Consider the following 16,900-nt stretch of genomic DNA (forward strand, 5'->3'; position numbering starts at 1 on the left):
ATAACCATTTTTACCTTACATCTTGACAATTTCTTACCGGTCAACCTCGCCAAGTACTATATCAATAGATGCCAATGCAAGAACCAGATCCATCAAGTGCAGCCCTTTGGCTGCTGTTGGCAGAAAGCCCAGGTTGACAAAACAGGGTGAATAAATCCTGGTTCGATACGGCTTGGTTGTCCCGTCACTGACAATATGGAATCCAAGGTGACCTTTGGAGCCTTCTATGCGATTGAAGGCTTCACCAACAGGTGGCTTAATTACCTTGGGTACTTTAGCCATAATCGGTCCTTCTGGAATACCCTTCATGGCCTGTTTAATAATTTTAATGCTTTCCCTCATCTCGGCTAACCTAAGTACATACCTGTCAAAGGTATCACCATTTTTCATTACCGGCACGTTAAAATTAAACCTATCATATATTCCGTAAGGCTCATCCCTGCGGAGGTCATGGTCAATCCCTGATGCCCTGAGGTTAGGACCGGTAAAACCGTAGTTAAGCGCCATTTCCGCACTAACAGGCGCAACTCCTTTAGTCCTTGCCTGGGCTATTTCATTACCGGTAAGGATTCCATCATACTCATCAATACAGGCTGGCAGTTCATCCATTAGTTTTTCCAATTGGTTAAACCAATCTTGGTCCAGGTCTGCAGCCACACCGCCGATTCTCATATAATTGGGCATCAACCTGGAACCTGATGCAGCTTCTAGAAGATCAAGTATTTTCTCCCGATCACGGAAAGCATACATATAAACTGTAGTTCCAGCCATATCTAAGCCAAAAGTACCTACATAGATAGCATGACTGGCAAGACGCTGCAACTCGCCTAAAATAACCCTGAGATACAAGGCCCTTTCCGGAATTTCTTCCGTAATCCCCATTAATTTCTCAACAGCCATGACATATGACAGCTCATTGAGCATGCCTGACACATAATCCAGTCTGCCATTATAGGGAATAAACTGGGTATAGGTGCGGGATTCTGCAAGTTTCTCAAGACCGCGGTGCAGATATCCGGTATGATTAACGCACTCTTTGATATACTCCCCTTCGAGCTTTAAAACACACCGGAAAACACCGTGAGTACTGGGGTGTTGAGGTCCCATGTTCAGGGTTAATTCTTGTGTTTTTAACATTAATTCTAACACCTCTACAATCCCGATTTTGGAGTTCGTAACAAAAAAATTTATGCGTTATTTAAAGTCTTTGCGAAGTGGATGGCCATCAAAATCATCGGACAGTAAAATTCTCTTTAAATTAGGGTGTCCGGTGAATTCAATCCCCATTAGGTCATATGCTTCTCGTTCCTGAACATTTGCGGCTATCCAAACGGAAGTTATTGAAGGAACCTGTGGTTTGGCCTTATCAAGTTCAACTTTAACAGTTAATTTATGATAATATGTTAAAGAATTAAGATGGTAAAGAACAGTAAAATTTTCCGGATAGTCAACAGAACTAAGGTTCATTAAAACCCTAAAATCGTAATCAGGGTTTTCCTTCAGTTCCTGCATAATCTCTAGGATTTTTTCCGGCATCACCTTAATTGATTGATTAGTATTGTCCTCAAAAACCTCGGCACAATTTCCAAACTTCTTATTCAGCTCTCCCACCAGAGCTTCACGATTAATGATTTTATCCATGTTTCCTTAACCCCTCAATCCTTTTTGGGTTTGCAATTTTGTCCCGTATCTGCAGTATTCCATATAACAACGCTTCCGGCCTGGGTGGGCATCCAGGAACATAAACATCTACGGGTAAAAAGGTATCTGCACCTTTAACAACATTGTACGAATCGGTAAAAGGCCCTCCGCTTATGGCGCAACTTCCCATGGCTACAACATATCTGGGTTCAGCCATCTGCTCATAAATACGGGCAACCAAAGGCTGCATTTTCTTTGTAATTGTTCCCGCTACAATCATCAGGTCACATTGCCGCGGGGACGGTTTAAAGACCTCGGATCCAAAACGCGAAATATCAAAATGTGCACCACTTGTAGCCATCATCTCTATAGCGCAGCAAGCAAGGCCAAAAGTCAAAGGCCACAGGGATCGCGAACGGCACCAGTTGAATGCAGCATCAACGGTACTTAGTACAACATTGTTCCGTAGCAGCTCATCATATTCTTGTGGTTTAATTACATCCATTCTAACGCCCCTTCCTTCCATGCATACCAAAATCCGATTAATAAAATAGCTATAAATATAAACATCTCTACAATTGCAAACAATCCTAGGCTCTGGAACTTTATTGCCCAGGGATAAAGAAAAACAGTTTCCACATCAAAAGCCACAAAAACTAATGCATACATAAAATAACTAATTTTGAACTGTACCCAGGTATCCCCTTGGGTTTCCAAGCCGCACTCATAAGTTTGCAGCTTGACCGGGGTGGGGTTTTTTGGGTGAAATAATTTGGAAGCTCCTAATATCAGAGCTGGGAATACAATTGCCCAAACAATTATAATCGGTATTCCCGAATACTCAGTCAGCATAGTTTCCCTCCTTTCATTTAAATATTTTTATTAAATCAATGGCTTATCTATCTACATCCTTAGAGAACCCACAGTTAAATCATTAATCTCTATTGATTACAGTTAATTTATACCCAACTGCAGCTTCCCTATGGTTATAGACAATACCTCCTAAGAAAATATAAATTCTTCATTTTCTGATATCATATTTTCTGACATCATAAAGCAGGGCTCCAATTGAAAATCCCTAGGTTTTGTATTGGATTTAGGCGCCCCATCACTCAAAAGAAGGCGGCCATTGCGGCCGTATATGTGAAATTATTCATTAATTTCAGCCTATTATCTATTCTATGTTTATAGTAAAAATCCCTTCTTGTTTGCAGAAAATTGCTAAAAATTCAGTATCTTTTGTATGTTCATGTCTTTTTTTATTTAAACAGGCTTATTTAATGTCAAATACTACCACAATCTGCCTTGAATTTCTGAAGCTGTGAAGTTTCTGGTAAATGTTTTCCGGTGCATAGGAGAAGTTCCAAAAGCCCGAAGCGCTGCCAGATGTTCTGTAGTGCCATAACCTTTATGACTTGCAAAGCCGTATCCAGGATAAAGTTTTTCCAGTTTGTCCATCATGCGGTCCCGAGTCACTTTTGCAATTATTGATGCCGCAGCAATTGACACACTATTTGCATCCCCCTTAATTATCGGCAGTTGTGGAATCTTTATCCCAGGCATCCTTAAAGCATCTACCAAGATATACTCAGGTTGTTTTAACAAACCGGATACCGCCCTATCCATTGCCAGCAAAGTTGCCTGGAGTATATTAATACTGTCAATTTCCTCAACTGAAGCAGTTCCTACGCTCCAACTGACAGAGTGTTTAGTGATTTCCTTAAAAAGAAAATCCCTTTTGGCGGGAGAGTTTTTTGGAATCATTTAATCCTGGCATGAAGCATCCGATAGGTAATATAACTGCGGCAGCCACAACCGGTCCGGCAAGTGGACCCCTGCCTGCTTCATCAACACCTGCAATAAACCGAAATCCTTTCTTCAAGACATCACGTTCGTATGTCATCATTTTTTCAAGGCGGACCATTTCCTGTTCAGCTCGCGCCCGTTCGCGGCATATATGGCTGTAAAGTTGACGGACCCCGGCTCTGGAATCACGGCTTAATGCGATTATTAATCCCTCATCAAGTTCCTGACCATTTTCCGATAAAAAAGACTTAATTTGGCTGACAGTCATATTGGATAAATCCATAAAACCTCCTGGCTTAACCTAATGGATAACATAATACTTTTTCTGTTTCCAAAATAAAAAACCTTCCTATTCAAAAAAATAAGTGCAAAAAAAAAGATGCTTAAGCATCTCTTTCAATTCTATCCAACGTAAAACGGCCCAGCTTTCCTCCTCTGAACTCATTGAGAACAATTACAGCAGCCTTAAATATATCAACATTGCCGCCAGATACCAAGCACCCTCTTCTAGCACCAATTGCCCGTAAGATTTCATAGGGGTCTGCATCAACCTCGCCAAGCTTATACCTGTCTTTTAGAGCATCCTGTTCAGTTGCGTTGAGATAATTGACCAGTTTCATCGCGACCTGTTCGATGTTAATAATTTCATCCTTGATAGCACCGGTAGCAGCCAATCTAAAACCCACCTCAGGGTCCTCAAACTTAGGCCATAGGATACCTGGGGTATCAAGAAGCTCTAGGCCCTTGCCAACTCTTATCCATTGTTTCCCACGAGTTAAGCCCGGCCGGTCCCCTGTCCTGGTATAACCCTTGCCGGCCAGCTTGTTAATTAATGAAGACTTACCCACATTAGGTATACCAACCATCATCATCCTGACAGCCCTTGGCTTCCTTCCTTTGGCAGCAAGTTTATTATTTATCTGAACTGCCAGTTCCTGTCCCAACCCTATCAGCTTGCCGATGCCATTTCCGTGTTGAGAGTCTAATGCAATGCACTGAAGCCCCCTTCGTTCATGAAACCACCTGCTCCACTGCTCTGTCTGTGAAACATCAGCCAGGTCAGCCTTGTTCAAAACAACAATCCGTGGTTTTTTTTCAAGAATGGCATCAATATCCGGATTGCGGCTGCTTAACGGTATGCGCGCGTCAAGCAATTCCACCACAATGTCAACCAGTTTCAGGTTTTCCTGAACCATTTTCCGGGCCTTGACCATATGACCCGGAAACCATTGAATTGTATCTATTTCCATTGTTTTCACCTGCTTTGTCACCCAAAAGTGTAACTAGCGCAACAGTTGGACCCTGTTAAGGGGCCAGTAAATTAAAAGTGTTTTCCCAATAATATTTTCCTGGGGAAGCATCCCCCAAAACCGGCTGTCCTCACTATTATTCCTGTTATCACCCATCATAAAGTAATGGCCTTGAGGAATAGTAACCGGACCATAACTGCCATACTTTAAACCCGGTGATAAAAATGGCTGTTCCACAAACTCCCCATTTATATAAAGCATGCTGTCCCTAATTTCTAAAGTCTCTCCCGGTAATCCAATAACTCTCTTGACAAAATCTCTGTCAGGATCAATAGGATATTTAAACACAACAATATCTCCCCGTGCTGGATTGTCAAGCCGGTAATGAATTTTGCTGACAATTATGCGGTCTCCTTTAGTAAGGACGGGTTCCATAGAGCCTGTAGGAATATAAAAAGGCTGAAACAGAAAAAACCTGATAATAAACGCTAAAACTACAGCAATTGCCACAGACTCCAGCACTTCTCCAAAAAAGTATTTCTTATCATTTTCATCCGAATTCTGCCCTTCCATCATGTCCCCCCTTGATTAAAGGCAAAAAGGGACTGTCACCCAGTCCCTTTATATTTTTATCTATGTTGTTCCTTGATTCTGGCGGCTTTGCCTCTAAGTTTTCTGAGATAAAACAGCTTTGCCCGGCGCACCTTGCCTTTGCGGACGATTTCGATTTTATCTATTCGGGGTGAGTGAAGGGGAAAAGTTCTTTCAACTCCCACACCATATGATATTCTGCGAACAGTAAATGTCTCTCGCATTCCTCCACCGCGTCTCCTGATAACAACACCCTGGAACTGCTGAATCCTTTCCCTGGTGCCCTCCACAACTTTAACGTGGATATTAACGGTATCCCCAGGTTTAAATTCGGGAATCTCCTGTTTCATTTGTTGCTCTTCTAATATTTTAATATAATCCATTGAATAACCCTCCTTCCTTTGGACGTTCATAACCCTCTATAAACACGGGCAGAGGACCATCCTTCCTGCCGTAGAACCAAGACATGTTCTACAAGCCTAACAAATGATATTATATCATAAGGCTTCCTCAATAGCAAGAACTCAATTATCTGGACCACCATACTTCCCCCAGCAGCCGGTCCAAAATAATAGCCACAGCACTGCGAACACTCAAGTGATTGTAGTCTCCGGGGCCGTAAACAGGCTCCAGAATATAATCACATTCAAGCATAGTTTGTTTTTCAATACCCCAGCCAGTACCGAACAAAATCAGATAAGGGCTGCCATCACGCAATTTTTGGCGAAGATCGCGGAATGTTACGGTATTTGGGTAAACCCTGGCATCTGTTGTTACTACAGTAGGACTGAATCCAGTCTCTTTACGTATTTCCTCTTTTGTTTCTTCAAGGCCCTGAATTAACGCCACCTTGTCCAAGGCAGCCTTACGGTCACTGTTATATGTAGCTCCATAGCCTTTCTGCCAGTAATTTAGGATATCCTGGATAAGCTTACGCTGAGTATCCAGTGGATGAATAACATAATAACGCCTTACATCATATGTGCACGAGATTCTGGCTATATCATGAATATCAAGGTTTGTAACAGATGTTGAGATAACATCCATTCTTTTATTATAAACAGGATAGTGTAGCAATCCTACATAAACAATGGGCTTAGTTACTGGTTCCAATTCTTAATCCTCCTCAGTCTGTTCCAGCAGTTTGCTATCTTCTGGAGAAAGGTCTTCCCGTTTCAGCAGGTCGGGCCTGCGCTGCATGGTCCGTTGCAAGGACTTTTTTCTGCGCCACTGGCGAATTTTCTCATGATTCCCGCTCAAGAGAACTTCTGGTACCTGTATCCCCTTATATTCTCGAGGACGGGTATATTGCGGATGTTCAAGTATTCCATTATAAAAGGAGTCGTTAACATATGAATCTTCATCACCCAATACTCCGGGAATCAGCCTCGAAATGGCATCTACCATAACCATTGCCGGAATTTCGCCACCGGTAAGAACAAAATCACCTATTGATATCTCTTCATCCACAATCATTTCCCTGACACGTTCATCAATACCCTCATAATGTCCGCAAATAAGGATAAGGTGTGCTTCACCAGATAGCCTTTTGGCAGTTTCCTGTTTAAATACCCTGCCCTGAGGGCACAACAAAATAACCCTGGATAACTTCTCTTTATCATTTTTTTTAACATGTTCCACTGCCGTAAAAACGGGGTCAGGCTTCATAACCATCCCTGAACCGCCGCCAAATGGATAATCATCAACTATCTTATGCTTATCAAAAGCAAAATCCCTGATATTTGTCAGGTGTATTTCAAGCATACCTTTTTCCCTGGCTCTTTTGATAATACTATTATCAAAAGGACCCATAAACATTTCCGGGAAAAGAGTAAGGATATCAATTTTCATAAAATTACACCTTCTTAATTGCATTACAATTCTAAAAGCCCTTCAATAGGTTCAACAGTAATCAGCCTGTTTTTCCTGTCTATTTTTTTTATGATATTCTTTACAGCAGGTATCATGTATTCCTTTTCCCTGCCATTAATAACATAAACATCATTACTCCCAGTCCTGATGACATCTTTTACACTGCCTAGCGAAAATCCCTTATCTGTAATTACTTCCATACCCAGAATTTCAAAAACATAAAATGAATCTCCCGGGAGTTCTTTCAAGCTTTCTCTGGGCACCTTAAGCAGGCCCTCTTTTACAGCTTGCGCAGCGTTCATATCACCTATTTCCCGAAATTTGACTACCAAAAAATTCTTTTGTTTCCATGAGTGTTCTACTGTAAGAGTTATTAGTTCTTCATTCATTTCATTTATATCCAGTAAAACTGAATTATTTGCATTAAAACGTTCTGGAAAATCAGTCAGCGGCCAGACCCTGACTTCACCTTTGATGCCGTGGGTGTTAATTATTTTCCCTACAGTAATCAACTTTTCCTGTTCATTCATCAGAGCTTTGATTTCTCCTTCTGATATCTATAATTTTATTATCACAGACCACAACTTCAACACCCATTATATCTTCCCAGTCATCACCTATGTTTATTTCTGTATAAGATTCCAGCGACCCTTGAACCACCTCAGTTCCAATGGCAAGCCTGCCTATATTCTTCAATTGTTCTGTGAGCTTGCTTTTTGCAGTTAATCGTTTCTGCCTTTCATTTTCTACATGCTGCTTGGCAGCAGGCAACCCCTGAGGATTTTTCTTTTCCAATTCAACTGTTATTCTCTTTAACTGAAATTCAAGCTGCTGCAGTTCAGCATCAAGTTTTTTAATGTTTTCTTGGATTTCAGCAGCCATCCTTGCCTTAAAACCTTCGGTTACCTTTACTATTACCAATACCGGTCTTTTTATTGTCAAGGTTTCGGACATAAACATACCTCTTTTCAGATTAACAAAACAGCAGTTAGCTGCCGGATTAAAAGAGGGGCTTAGGCAGCCCCTTAAGTTTATTATTTCCCTATCACTATCTGCCGGCTAAACAATTTCCACAGTAATTTTTTTACCTTTCCTGCTGGCAGCAGCCTTTGCAATAGTCCTTATAGCTTTCGCAATTTTCCCCTGTTTTCCAATTACTTTTCCCATATCATCTGGTGTAACCTTAAGTTTTAAAACCACTGTTTTATCACCTTCAACTACATCTACAGTAACTTCTTCCGGATTATCAACTAGGGATTTAGCAAGAAATTCAACTAATTCTTTCATAAAAATGGAACCCCCTCAAAATGGAACCCCCTCACTACTACTTCACAGCGGCTTTTTCAATTAACCCGGCTTTATTTAAAAGCGCTCTCACGGTCTCTGACGGTTGTGCTCCGTTTTTTAACCATTTAACTGCCTGCTCTTCATTTATCTTAATTTCTGCAGGTTCTTTGCACGGGTCATAGTAACCGATTTCTTCAATAAAACGTCCGTCCCTAGGGGACCTGGAATCAGCCACCACTATACGGTAAAAAGGCTTCTTCTTAGCGCCCTGTCTCTTAAGACGAATTCTTGTTGCCATGTTATCACCTCCTTGATATTGTCTTCCATTATTTTCTTTTTTATTCGTGTTCTCTATTTAAAAAACGGAAGCTTAAATCCCCCACCTTTTTTCATTGTTTTTTCCATTCCTGAAAATTGTTTCATCATTTTCTTAGTTTCTTCAAATTGCTTCAAGAGACGATTTATATCACTCACCCTTGTTCCACTTCCCCTGGCAATTCGCTTTTTGCGGCTGTCTTTGATAATTCTAGGGTCTTTGCGTTCCCTTGGGGTCATTGATTGAATGATTGCCTTCATATGAATAAACTCTTTTTCATCAACAGCGCCTTTCATGTTCTTAAGCTGTTTCATCTGTCCCATTCCGGGAATCATTCCTATTATTTCATCTAAAGGTCCCATGCTTTTGACCTGATCCATCTGTTCCATAAAATCTTGAAGTGTATATTCCTGTGTTTTGATTTTTTTCTGGATTTCCAAAGCCTTTTCGATATTCATACCGTTCTGAGCTTTTTCAATAAGGGTTAGTACATCACCCATGCCAAGTATCCTGGCAGCCATGCGCTCAGGGTGAAATGGTTCCAATGCATCTAGTTTTTCACCCATACCCGCAAACTTAATAGGTTTTCCGGTCACGGCTTTAACAGATAAAGCCGCTCCACCCCGGGTATCACCATCAAGTTTAGTCATAATAATACCATCAATACCTAACTGTTCATTGAAGGTTTTGGCAACCGTTACCGCATCTTGTCCCGTAGTTGCATCCATAACAAACATAATTTCATGTGGATGAACAGAATTCCTGATGTTTTTCAGCTCATCCATAAGCTCTTCGTTAATATGCAGCCTCCCGGCGGTATCAATAATTACCAAATCATTCCCATAAGAATGAGCATGTTCTACTGCACCTTTGGCTATATCAACAGGATTTGTTTTGTCCCCAAGAGTATAAACCGGTATATTAAGCTGTTCGCCAAGTACCTGCAATTGTTTGATAGCTGCCGGACGATAAACGTCACCAGCAACCATAAGGGGCCTTCTGCCCTGCTTTTTCATTAAACTTGCCAATTTCCCTGCCGTGGTCGTCTTCCCGGCTCCCTGCAAGCCAACCAACAATATTACTGTGGGAGGTTTTGGGGAAATACTTATTTTACTCTGAGTTCCTCCCATTAGTTCCGTTAACTCATCATTTACTATTTTAATCACGTGCTGTCCTGGGGTCAGGCTGCTCAAAACTTCCTGACCAATGGCACGTTCTTTCAGCTTTTTAACAAACTCTTTGACAACCTTAAAATTTACATCGGCTTCCAGGAGAGCAACCCTCACCTCCCGCATTGCCTCTTCAACATCTTTTTCGCTAAGCTTTCCTTTGCCTTTAAGCTTGTTAAAAGTATTCTGAAGTTTCTCGGCAAGCCCTTCAAAAATCATCAAAAGACCTCCTTGTATTATTGGGTCTGATTATTCCTGCTGTATTTCAACTATTTCTTTGATTATCTGTCTTATAATCCCTTTCAGGGGATCGTGTCCCTCCAATCCTTCAATGAGAGACAATACCTGATTTAGCTTGTCACGTTCGCTGATAAACTTATTCACCAGCCCTAATTTTTCTTCATAACCTTCCAGTAACTTTTCTCCACGTTTCAGTATATCGTGAACTGCCTGCCTGCTAACACCAAATTCTTCTGCTATCTCACCCAGTGAGAGATCATGTTCATAATAACAAGAAAGAATCTCCTGCTGTTTAAGGGTTAGGAGTTTTCCGTAGAAATCATACAACATGGCTATATGCTGTATTTTTTTCACAATACACAATCCCTTCTGTAAAGGTTTTTTCCTTTACATTAGAATTTTATTAAAACAGGTCCCCTTTGTCAAGTAATTAACGGCAAAAAAAATCAGGGGTATCTCCCCTGATTTTAGAATTTTCTATTGAAAGTAAATTGGACCAACTCTTGACCCGTCTTTAGTCCACCACCATTTTTCTATATTTATTCCCGTTGTAGAATCACTTGATACCGACACCTTTACATCCGTACCGTCCGGAATATCATTTTCCGGGTTAGATAAATTGATGACACTAGTCCCACCACCGGTAAAGTCTTGAAACGGCCCAGAATCATCCACATAACAGGCCTGACGGAACTCGATATGTAAATCATTAACATTTCTGCCGGTATTGTTAGTAAAAGTCTTTGTCTTTCTTGAACCATTTCCAGCCTTGCAGTTTAGAGAAGCGATAATTCCATCTAATTTGTTATCAATGGCATCAAGACGTAAGTCCGAAGAGGCTTCTACATCAGCTGAGTCAGCAACATTAAAGCTAATTTGAGCGGTATAAGTTGCCTGATCCCAGTTAACATCAGCTCCCATTGCTTCAGATACAACTCGTATTGGCACCATTACTCTCCCGTCTTGGATATATGGAGGTACATCTGATTCAACAGGTTGACCATTCACTTCCAAATTGACATTTTGAGCAGCTACGGTATAGCCGATTACAGTCAAGGTCAAAATTATTGCCATTATACCGATGATTAACACCTTCCGTCTCATTTTGCAAGCCTCCTTTTTGTTTTTTATAAAGTGTAACATAGAGATTAGTCCGAAAACAACTATTGTTACAATGTATCTGAAAAATCAACAAAATATAACATAAACTCCTTTGAATATCGTTATATTGTCTTCTCCCCTGCCATCCTTTTAGCACATCTCTCTGCATTTACAAGCACTTCCCTTTCATCAATTGTGAGAAGTTTCCGGTTCCGCATAAGCACTGTACCGTCTACTATAACCGTATCCACATCAGATGATTGGGCTGCATATACGGTGTGGGCTATCAAGTCATGCTTAGGATAGAGGTGGGGTTTCTCAAAATCAATCAGGATAATATCAGCTTTATATCCCTCACGGATTACTCCAACATCCAGCCCAAGAACCCTGCCTCCATTTTTGGTAGCCATTTCCAACGCCTGGTAAGAAGGAATTACCGTCGGGATTCCTGTACTAACTTTTTGCAAGAGAGCGGCTGAGCGCATTTCTTCCATCATGTCAAGATTGTTATTGCTGGCAGCACCGTCAGTACCAATACCAACAATAACCCCCCGTTCAAGCATCTGTGATACCGGAGCAATCCCACTGGCCAGTTTCATGTTACTTTCGGGGTTATGGGCAACTCCGATGTTCTTTTCTTTTAGTATCTTGATATCATTTTCGGTAACATGGACACAGTGAGCAGCTAAAACATTGAAATCCAATACTCCACAATCATATAAATATTCAACCGGTGTTTTCCGGTACTGTTTGGTTATATCATCAAATTCAATCCGAGTTTCAGCTAAGTGAATATGTACACCTGTACTGTATTTCTCAGCAATAGCCAGAACCTTTTTTAGGTAATCCGGCGGACAAGTATAAGGGGCATGCGGCCCAACCATTGTCTTGATCCTGCCATCTGCCGCCCCATTCCATTCTTCTATAAACTGTTCTGTTTCTACAAGGGCATTCTGAGCGTTTGGATTAACCCCGACCATTCCCCTGGAAAGACTTGCCCTGATACCGCTTTTAGCTACAGCACGGGCAACATCATTCATAAAGAAATACATATCGGCAAAACAGGTGGTTCCTGACTTAAGCAGTTCAAAAATACACAGCATGGTTCCCCAGTAAACGTCTTCACCGGTCAGCTTTTCCTCCATCGGCCAGATACGCTGTTCCAACCACTCCATCAAAGGAAGGTCATCTGCATAACTGCGCAGCAAGGTCATCGCCGCATGTGTATGACAATTTACAAACCCTGGCATGGCTACCATGCCACCCGCATCAATAGTTTCCTCAGCCCTCCAGTCAGGCAGCACATCCCCAGCAGCACCGGCAAACACTATCGTACCGTCTTCTATATGAATTTCTCCACTGTTAATAATCAGATTTTCTTCAGTCATTGGGATAATAACAGCATTAGTTATTTTGATCCTGCTCATAATCCCCCTCCTAATACGCTTTGATTACGACTTATTCGCCGTGTTCCCAACCAAACAGGTACTGTTCCTGTTCCGCTGTCAGCACATCTATTGCAGTACCCAGAGACTTCAGTTTGATTGAAGCAACCCGCTTATCTATTTCATCAGCTACTTTATATACCGTGTTTTCCAGTTCTTTCCCATTTTCCAGCATGTATTTTGCCGACAATGCCTGGAGAGCAAAAGACATATCCATGATTTCAGCCGGGTGACCATCACCTGCAGCAAGATTAACCAGCCTTCCTTCAGCAAGCAGGTACAACTTACGACCATCCTGCAGCAGGAATTCCTCTATATTCTGCCTTACTGTCCTGAAACCTGCAGCAACCGCATTTAGCTCCGGTTTGTTGATTTCAACATCAAAATGGCCCGCATTTGCCAGCAATGCGCCATTCTTCATTTTCTCATAGTGTTTTCCCCGGATAACATCCTTACATCCCGTAACAGTAATAAAAACATCACCTAAGGCCGCGGCGTCATCCATACTCATGGTTGTAAAGCCATCCATATGTGCTTCAATGGCTTTTATGGGATCAATTTCTGTAATTATCACCTTGGCCCCTAGTCCCTTTGCCTTCATAGCAATGCCCTTGCCGCACCAGCCATATCCGGCAACAACTACAGTCTTCCCGGCAACAATCAGGTTAGTGGTCCGCATAATTCCGGTCCAAACGGACTCACCGGTTCCATACCGGTTGTCAAACAGGTATTTGCAAAGGGCATCATTAACAGCCATCATGGGGAATCTCAAAATCCCAGCTTTTTCCATCGCCTCCAAACGGAGCACACCTGTGGTCGTTTCCTCACATCCTCCGATTACCTGCCCGGCCAGGCTGCTGCATTCATTGTGGAGGAGATTTATCAAGTCCCCGCCATCATCAATGATTATATCAGGTTTGGTTTCCAGGACTTTAATAAGGTGTTCTTTGTATTCCTCTGCTGTAGCATTATACCACGAATACACCTTTATGCCTTCTGCAGCAAGGGCAGCAGCCACATCATCCTGGGTGGAAAGCGGATTGCTTCCTGATATGGCAACATCCGCACCTCCGGCTTTCATTACCTTGGCAAGATATGCGGTCTTAGCTTCAAGGTGTATACTAATAGCAACTTTTACCCCTTTAAATAATTGGGTCTTTTCAAATTCTTCACGAATTTCATTGAGTACCGGCATGTGTTCCTTGACCCAATCAATCTTAAGTTTACCTGAAGGAGCAAGTTTAATATCTCTCACAATATAATCCAATATGTCATCCTCCTATTATACAAATATATTTTTAAGGCTTTCTTTGTATGGCGGCCTTAGAATGCCTCTATCTGTTATTATTGCCGTAATCAAACGGTGTGGCGTGATATCAAAAGCAGGATTGAATACCTTTATGCCTTGGGGAGCTATTTGCTGTCCAAAAACAGCAGTCACCTCAACTGTCTCCCTCTCCTCTATAACTATATCATCACCATTATCCAGGTTCATATCGATTGTTGAAATAGGAGCAGCAACGTAAAACGGTATCCCGTGTTCCCGGCACAATACCGCTACAGTATAAGTGCCAATTTTATTCGCCACATCACCGTTAGCCGCAATACGATCCGCACCTACAACAGCCAGGTCTATTATGCCTTTTCTCATTAAGTAACCGGCCATACTATCAGTAATCAGTGTTACCGGAATATTATCCTGCTGTAATTCCCATGCTGTCAGCCTCGCTCCCTGAAGTAAAGGCCGTGTTTCATCCGCAAAAACCTGTATCTGCTTACCGGATTCATGAGCTGCCCTGATAACACCAAGAGCAGTACCATAACCACCCGTAGCCAGCGCCCCGGCATTACAGTGGGTAAGGACTCTGGCCCCTGGAGGAACTAACTGACTGCCAAAACTGCCTATCCTTTGGTTCATTTCTATATCTTCCAGCAAAATCCGGTGAGCCTCATCCAAAAGTATCCGCTTCATTTCAGGGACACCTTTATCACAGTTACTGTGAAGTACATCCAGCATCCGGTTCAGGGCCCAGAAAAGATTAACAGCAGTTGGTCTGGTAGCTCCAAGCATACGTCCTGCGACTTCAATTTCATTGTCAAATGACATTCGGTCAATGCTTTCCGAATGCAGGGCTCCCAGGGCTAAACCGTAAGCTGCAGCCACACCAATAGCCGGCGCACCTCTCACCTTCATTGTCTTAATAGCCTCTACTACGTCTTCCACAGTACTACAATTAATATACTTTACTTCAATTGGAAGCAAAGTTTGGTCAAGCAGCAGCAATCCAGCATCGTGCCATTCCATAGTATTCATCGATAACACCCATTTTTCATTTATTTTTGCCTTTATTTCCCCAATCCCAGTGAACCAAGTTCTGCAAGGGAATACCTGCACCTGCACCCTCTTGTGCCAGGCAAAATTTCTATTGTTTTCATAATAAGTTTTTTAAGGTTAGCATGATTTCTTTCCATTGCATCCAGTACTTCAGCATGTGTCAAAGGATTTGGAGAAATTCCCGCCGCAAAATTGGTAACCATAGCCACTGTGCAGTAACACAGTTCCGCTTCCCTGGCAAGCACCACCTCAGGTACACTGGTCATTCCTACCAAGTCTCCCCCCAGGGAACTGTACATCTTTATCTCAGCCGGAGTCTCAAACCGTGGCCCCTCCGTGCAAACATAAGTGCCTTTCCCCCTAATCGGAACAGAAACAGTCTCGGCAGCAGTTGTAACAACTTTTCTTAAATCATTGCAGTAAGGTTCAGTCATATCAATATGTACTACTCCATTCTCAGGAGTATCATAAAAAGTTTGAATTCTATTTTTGGTAAAATCGATAAACTGATCCACCAAAACCACTTCACCCGGTATCATCTCCAGGTTAAGGGAACCAACCGCACCGGTTGCCACCACACGCTCAACACCAAGTTTCTTCAATGCCATTATGTTCCCCCGGTAATTTACTTTATGTGGTGGGACAGCATGTTCTGCACCGTGCCGTGGCAGAAAAGCAACACTTACTCCTTTGTACTCCCCAACCTTTACCTTTATAATGCCATAGTTTGTATCAACAAGCTCCTCCGAAACACTAGTTAGTATTTCGGGGTCATAAACACCGGTCCCGCCAATAATCCCAATTTGCGCCATCTTTAATACCCCCATCAATAATTCTGATAACAACAAAAAAATCGTCTAATAATTTTCCCCAAAGTTTTAATCTTCAAATAAAGCCTCAACAAATTCCTTGGGATTAAATTCCCTGAGGTCATCTATTTTTTCTCCAACCCCGACATACTTTACAGGGATGTTCAGCTCGGATTTTATCCCTATGACCACCCCGCCTTTGGCTGTTCCATCAAGCTTAGTGAGGACAATTCCGCTTACTCCGGCCGCTTCACCAAAAATTTTTGCCTGACTAATGGCATTCTGTCCTGTGGTAGCATCCAGAACAAGTAAAACCTCATCAGGAGAATCCGGCAGTTCACGAGAAATTACCCTAAATAGTTTTTTCAGTTCTTCCATCAGATTGGTTTTGGTATGCAGCCTTCCAGCAGTATCAACTATAAGGATGTCAACTTCCCTGGCTTTAGCTGCTTGTATGGCATCATATACCACAGCAGCTGTATCGGAACCCTCATTATGTTTGATAATATCACACCCGACCCTGCCGGCCCATATCTGCAATTGATCTATGGCAGCAGCCCTAAACGTATCCCCTGCAGCAAAAAGAACCTTCCTTCCTTGTTCTTTAAAATTGTAGGCCAATTTTCCGATAGTAGTAGTTTTCCCTACTCCATTAACTCCAACCACCACTATTACCGCAGGTTTACCCTTTAAAACCAAACCTTTTTGTTCCTCACCCATTAAATCAGCAATCAGTTCTTTTAATATGTTTCTTAACTGTGCCGAATCCTCAACTTTACGTTCTTTAACATTTTTCTTCAGGTCTTCCACCAGCTCAATAGCAGTATTGACTCCTATATCAGCCTGAATCAGCAGTTCTTCAATTTCTTCATACAACTCTTCATCAATCTTTTTGCCTCCACTAACAAGAGTATCAATTTTGGCAACAAACCCCTGCCTAGTTTTGGCAAGTCCTTCTTTAAGTTTTGAGAACAACCCCATTTATTTTCTCCCCCTGCCAATAGTATGCCGTTTTGTATTCTAATTTACATATGCGGT

The 16,900-nt window shown here is 42.0% G+C and carries 21 protein-coding genes and 1 pseudogene; all 22 read right to left on the minus strand.

Annotated features, from left to right (window positions below):
- Positions 1-33: 33 nt before the first annotated feature.
- The gene (locus ABFY19_RS07665) at positions 34-1,137 is read right to left on the minus strand and encodes an NADH-quinone oxidoreductase subunit D (protein WP_418790068.1); all 1,104 of its coding nucleotides are present in this window, start codon (positions 1,135-1,137) and stop codon (positions 34-36) included.
- A 57-nt stretch (positions 1,138-1,194) separates the two neighbouring features.
- Entirely contained in the window at positions 1,195-1,641 is a 447-nt protein-coding gene (locus ABFY19_RS07670; RefSeq protein ID WP_418790069.1) for an NADH-quinone oxidoreductase subunit C, read from the minus strand.
- Positions 1,634-2,146 carry an NADH-quinone oxidoreductase subunit B gene (locus ABFY19_RS07675; RefSeq protein ID WP_418790070.1) on the minus strand — a complete coding sequence of 171 codons (513 nt, stop codon included), beginning with the start codon at positions 2,144-2,146 and terminating at the stop codon, positions 1,634-1,636. Before ABFY19_RS07675 ends, ABFY19_RS07670 begins: the two co-directional genes overlap by 8 nt.
- Positions 2,137-2,493 carry an NADH-quinone oxidoreductase subunit A gene (locus ABFY19_RS07680; protein WP_418790071.1) on the minus strand — a complete coding sequence of 119 codons (357 nt, stop codon included), beginning with the start codon at positions 2,491-2,493 and terminating at the stop codon, positions 2,137-2,139. The genes ABFY19_RS07675 and ABFY19_RS07680 overlap by 10 nt, the downstream gene beginning before the upstream one ends.
- 438 nt (positions 2,494-2,931) lie before the next feature.
- Positions 2,932-3,730: pseudogene (locus ABFY19_RS07685) on the minus strand (ribonuclease HII).
- 100 nt (positions 3,731-3,830) lie between these two features.
- A complete protein-coding gene (gene ylqF / locus ABFY19_RS07690) occupies positions 3,831-4,697 on the minus strand; it encodes a ribosome biogenesis GTPase YlqF (RefSeq protein WP_418790072.1) in 867 nt (288 codons plus the stop codon).
- A gap of 33 nt (positions 4,698-4,730) precedes the next feature.
- Positions 4,731-5,270 carry a signal peptidase I gene (gene lepB / locus ABFY19_RS07695; protein WP_418790073.1) on the minus strand — a complete coding sequence of 180 codons (540 nt, stop codon included), beginning with the start codon at positions 5,268-5,270 and terminating at the stop codon, positions 4,731-4,733.
- 56 nt (positions 5,271-5,326) lie between these two features.
- On the minus strand, positions 5,327-5,671 hold the full coding sequence (gene rplS, locus ABFY19_RS07700) for a 50S ribosomal protein L19 (protein ID WP_418790074.1): 345 nt from the start codon (positions 5,669-5,671) through the stop codon (positions 5,327-5,329).
- Positions 5,672-5,816: 145 nt separating this feature from the next.
- Positions 5,817-6,335, minus strand: coding sequence for an RNA methyltransferase (locus ABFY19_RS07705; RefSeq protein WP_418792558.1), 519 nt, complete (start codon positions 6,333-6,335; stop codon positions 5,817-5,819).
- 69 nt (positions 6,336-6,404) lie between these two features.
- Positions 6,405-7,139 carry a tRNA (guanosine(37)-N1)-methyltransferase TrmD gene (gene trmD, locus ABFY19_RS07710; RefSeq protein WP_418790075.1) on the minus strand — a complete coding sequence of 245 codons (735 nt, stop codon included), beginning with the start codon at positions 7,137-7,139 and terminating at the stop codon, positions 6,405-6,407.
- Between the two features lie 23 nt (positions 7,140-7,162).
- On the minus strand, positions 7,163-7,690 hold the full coding sequence (gene rimM, locus ABFY19_RS07715; protein WP_418790076.1) for a ribosome maturation factor RimM: 528 nt from the start codon (positions 7,688-7,690) through the stop codon (positions 7,163-7,165).
- A complete protein-coding gene (locus tag ABFY19_RS07720) occupies positions 7,683-8,114 on the minus strand; it encodes a YlqD family protein (RefSeq protein ID WP_418790077.1) in 432 nt (143 codons plus the stop codon). Before ABFY19_RS07720 ends, rimM begins: the two co-directional genes overlap by 8 nt.
- A 105-nt stretch (positions 8,115-8,219) precedes the next feature.
- Positions 8,220-8,447: a KH domain-containing protein gene (locus ABFY19_RS07725; protein ID WP_418790078.1), complete on the minus strand. Its 228-nt coding sequence runs from the start codon at positions 8,445-8,447 to the stop codon at positions 8,220-8,222.
- A 37-nt stretch (positions 8,448-8,484) separates the two neighbouring features.
- On the minus strand, positions 8,485-8,745 hold the full coding sequence (gene rpsP, locus ABFY19_RS07730; RefSeq protein WP_418790079.1) for a 30S ribosomal protein S16: 261 nt from the start codon (positions 8,743-8,745) through the stop codon (positions 8,485-8,487).
- Between the two features lie 53 nt (positions 8,746-8,798).
- A complete protein-coding gene (gene ffh, locus ABFY19_RS07735) occupies positions 8,799-10,151 on the minus strand; it encodes a signal recognition particle protein (protein ID WP_418790080.1) in 1,353 nt (450 codons plus the stop codon).
- Between the two features lie 30 nt (positions 10,152-10,181).
- Positions 10,182-10,526, minus strand: coding sequence for a YlxM family DNA-binding protein (gene ylxM, locus ABFY19_RS07740; RefSeq protein ID WP_418790081.1), 345 nt, complete (start codon positions 10,524-10,526; stop codon positions 10,182-10,184).
- A gap of 123 nt (positions 10,527-10,649) precedes the next feature.
- Positions 10,650-11,276 (minus strand): copper amine oxidase N-terminal domain-containing protein, encoded by a 627-nt coding sequence (locus ABFY19_RS07745; RefSeq protein ID WP_418790082.1) that lies wholly within the window; start codon positions 11,274-11,276, stop codon positions 10,650-10,652.
- Positions 11,277-11,395: 119 nt separating this feature from the next.
- Positions 11,396-12,700, minus strand: coding sequence for an amidohydrolase (locus tag ABFY19_RS07750; protein ID WP_418790083.1), 1,305 nt, complete (start codon positions 12,698-12,700; stop codon positions 11,396-11,398).
- Between the two features lie 31 nt (positions 12,701-12,731).
- Positions 12,732-13,988: an adenosylhomocysteinase gene (locus ABFY19_RS07755; RefSeq protein WP_418792559.1), complete on the minus strand. Its 1,257-nt coding sequence runs from the start codon at positions 13,986-13,988 to the stop codon at positions 12,732-12,734.
- Between the two features lie 12 nt (positions 13,989-14,000).
- A complete protein-coding gene (gene mtnA, locus ABFY19_RS07760; protein WP_418792560.1) occupies positions 14,001-15,032 on the minus strand; it encodes an S-methyl-5-thioribose-1-phosphate isomerase in 1,032 nt (343 codons plus the stop codon).
- Between the two features lie 32 nt (positions 15,033-15,064).
- Positions 15,065-15,865 (minus strand): S-methyl-5'-thioadenosine phosphorylase, encoded by an 801-nt coding sequence (mtnP, locus tag ABFY19_RS07765; protein WP_418790084.1) that lies wholly within the window; start codon positions 15,863-15,865, stop codon positions 15,065-15,067.
- A 66-nt stretch (positions 15,866-15,931) separates the two neighbouring features.
- Positions 15,932-16,843, minus strand: coding sequence for a signal recognition particle-docking protein FtsY (gene ftsY, locus ABFY19_RS07770; RefSeq protein WP_418790085.1), 912 nt, complete (start codon positions 16,841-16,843; stop codon positions 15,932-15,934).
- Between the last annotated feature and the right edge of the window lie 57 nt (positions 16,844-16,900).

This window comes from Phosphitispora sp. TUW77 (assembly GCF_048453025.1).
Classification (GTDB): domain Bacteria; phylum Bacillota; class Thermincolia; order Thermincolales; family UBA2595; genus Phosphitispora.

What these genes read in the sequence shown, in the direction of transcription:
- rpsP (WP_418790079.1), bottom strand. Translation starts at nt 8,745, where the DNA reads ATGGCAACAAGAATTCGTCTTAAGAGACAGGGCGCTAAGAAGAAGCCT.
- rplS (WP_418790074.1), bottom strand. Translation starts at nt 5,671, where the DNA reads ATGGATTATATTAAAATATTAGAAGAGCAACAAATGAAACAGGAGATT.
- mtnA (WP_418792560.1), bottom strand. Translation starts at nt 15,032, where the DNA reads ATGAATACTATGGAATGGCACGATGCTGGATTGCTGCTGCTTGACCAA.
- ylqF (WP_418790072.1), bottom strand. Translation starts at nt 4,697, where the DNA reads ATGGAAATAGATACAATTCAATGGTTTCCGGGTCATATGGTCAAGGCC.
- rimM (WP_418790076.1), bottom strand. Translation starts at nt 7,690, where the DNA reads ATGAATGAACAGGAAAAGTTGATTACTGTAGGGAAAATAATTAACACC.
- ABFY19_RS07720 (WP_418790077.1), bottom strand. Translation starts at nt 8,114, where the DNA reads ATGTCCGAAACCTTGACAATAAAAAGACCGGTATTGGTAATAGTAAAG.
- ABFY19_RS07675 (WP_418790070.1), bottom strand. Translation starts at nt 2,146, where the DNA reads ATGGATGTAATTAAACCACAAGAATATGATGAGCTGCTACGGAACAAT.
- trmD (WP_418790075.1), bottom strand. Translation starts at nt 7,139, where the DNA reads ATGAAAATTGATATCCTTACTCTTTTCCCGGAAATGTTTATGGGTCCT.
- ffh (WP_418790080.1), bottom strand. Translation starts at nt 10,151, where the DNA reads ATGATTTTTGAAGGGCTTGCCGAGAAACTTCAGAATACTTTTAACAAG.
- ABFY19_RS07745 (WP_418790082.1), bottom strand. Translation starts at nt 11,276, where the DNA reads ATGAGACGGAAGGTGTTAATCATCGGTATAATGGCAATAATTTTGACC.
- ABFY19_RS07750 (WP_418790083.1), bottom strand. Translation starts at nt 12,700, where the DNA reads ATGAGCAGGATCAAAATAACTAATGCTGTTATTATCCCAATGACTGAA.
- lepB (WP_418790073.1), bottom strand. Translation starts at nt 5,270, where the DNA reads ATGGAAGGGCAGAATTCGGATGAAAATGATAAGAAATACTTTTTTGGA.
- ABFY19_RS07670 (WP_418790069.1), bottom strand. Translation starts at nt 1,641, where the DNA reads ATGGATAAAATCATTAATCGTGAAGCTCTGGTGGGAGAGCTGAATAAG.
- ABFY19_RS07665 (WP_418790068.1), bottom strand. Translation starts at nt 1,137, where the DNA reads ATGTTAAAAACACAAGAATTAACCCTGAACATGGGACCTCAACACCCC.
- ftsY (WP_418790085.1), bottom strand. Translation starts at nt 16,843, where the DNA reads ATGGGGTTGTTCTCAAAACTTAAAGAAGGACTTGCCAAAACTAGGCAG.
- ABFY19_RS07725 (WP_418790078.1), bottom strand. Translation starts at nt 8,447, where the DNA reads ATGAAAGAATTAGTTGAATTTCTTGCTAAATCCCTAGTTGATAATCCG.
- ABFY19_RS07680 (WP_418790071.1), bottom strand. Translation starts at nt 2,493, where the DNA reads ATGCTGACTGAGTATTCGGGAATACCGATTATAATTGTTTGGGCAATT.
- ABFY19_RS07705 (WP_418792558.1), bottom strand. Translation starts at nt 6,335, where the DNA reads ATGGATGTTATCTCAACATCTGTTACAAACCTTGATATTCATGATATA.
- mtnP (WP_418790084.1), bottom strand. Translation starts at nt 15,865, where the DNA reads ATGGCGCAAATTGGGATTATTGGCGGGACCGGTGTTTATGACCCCGAA.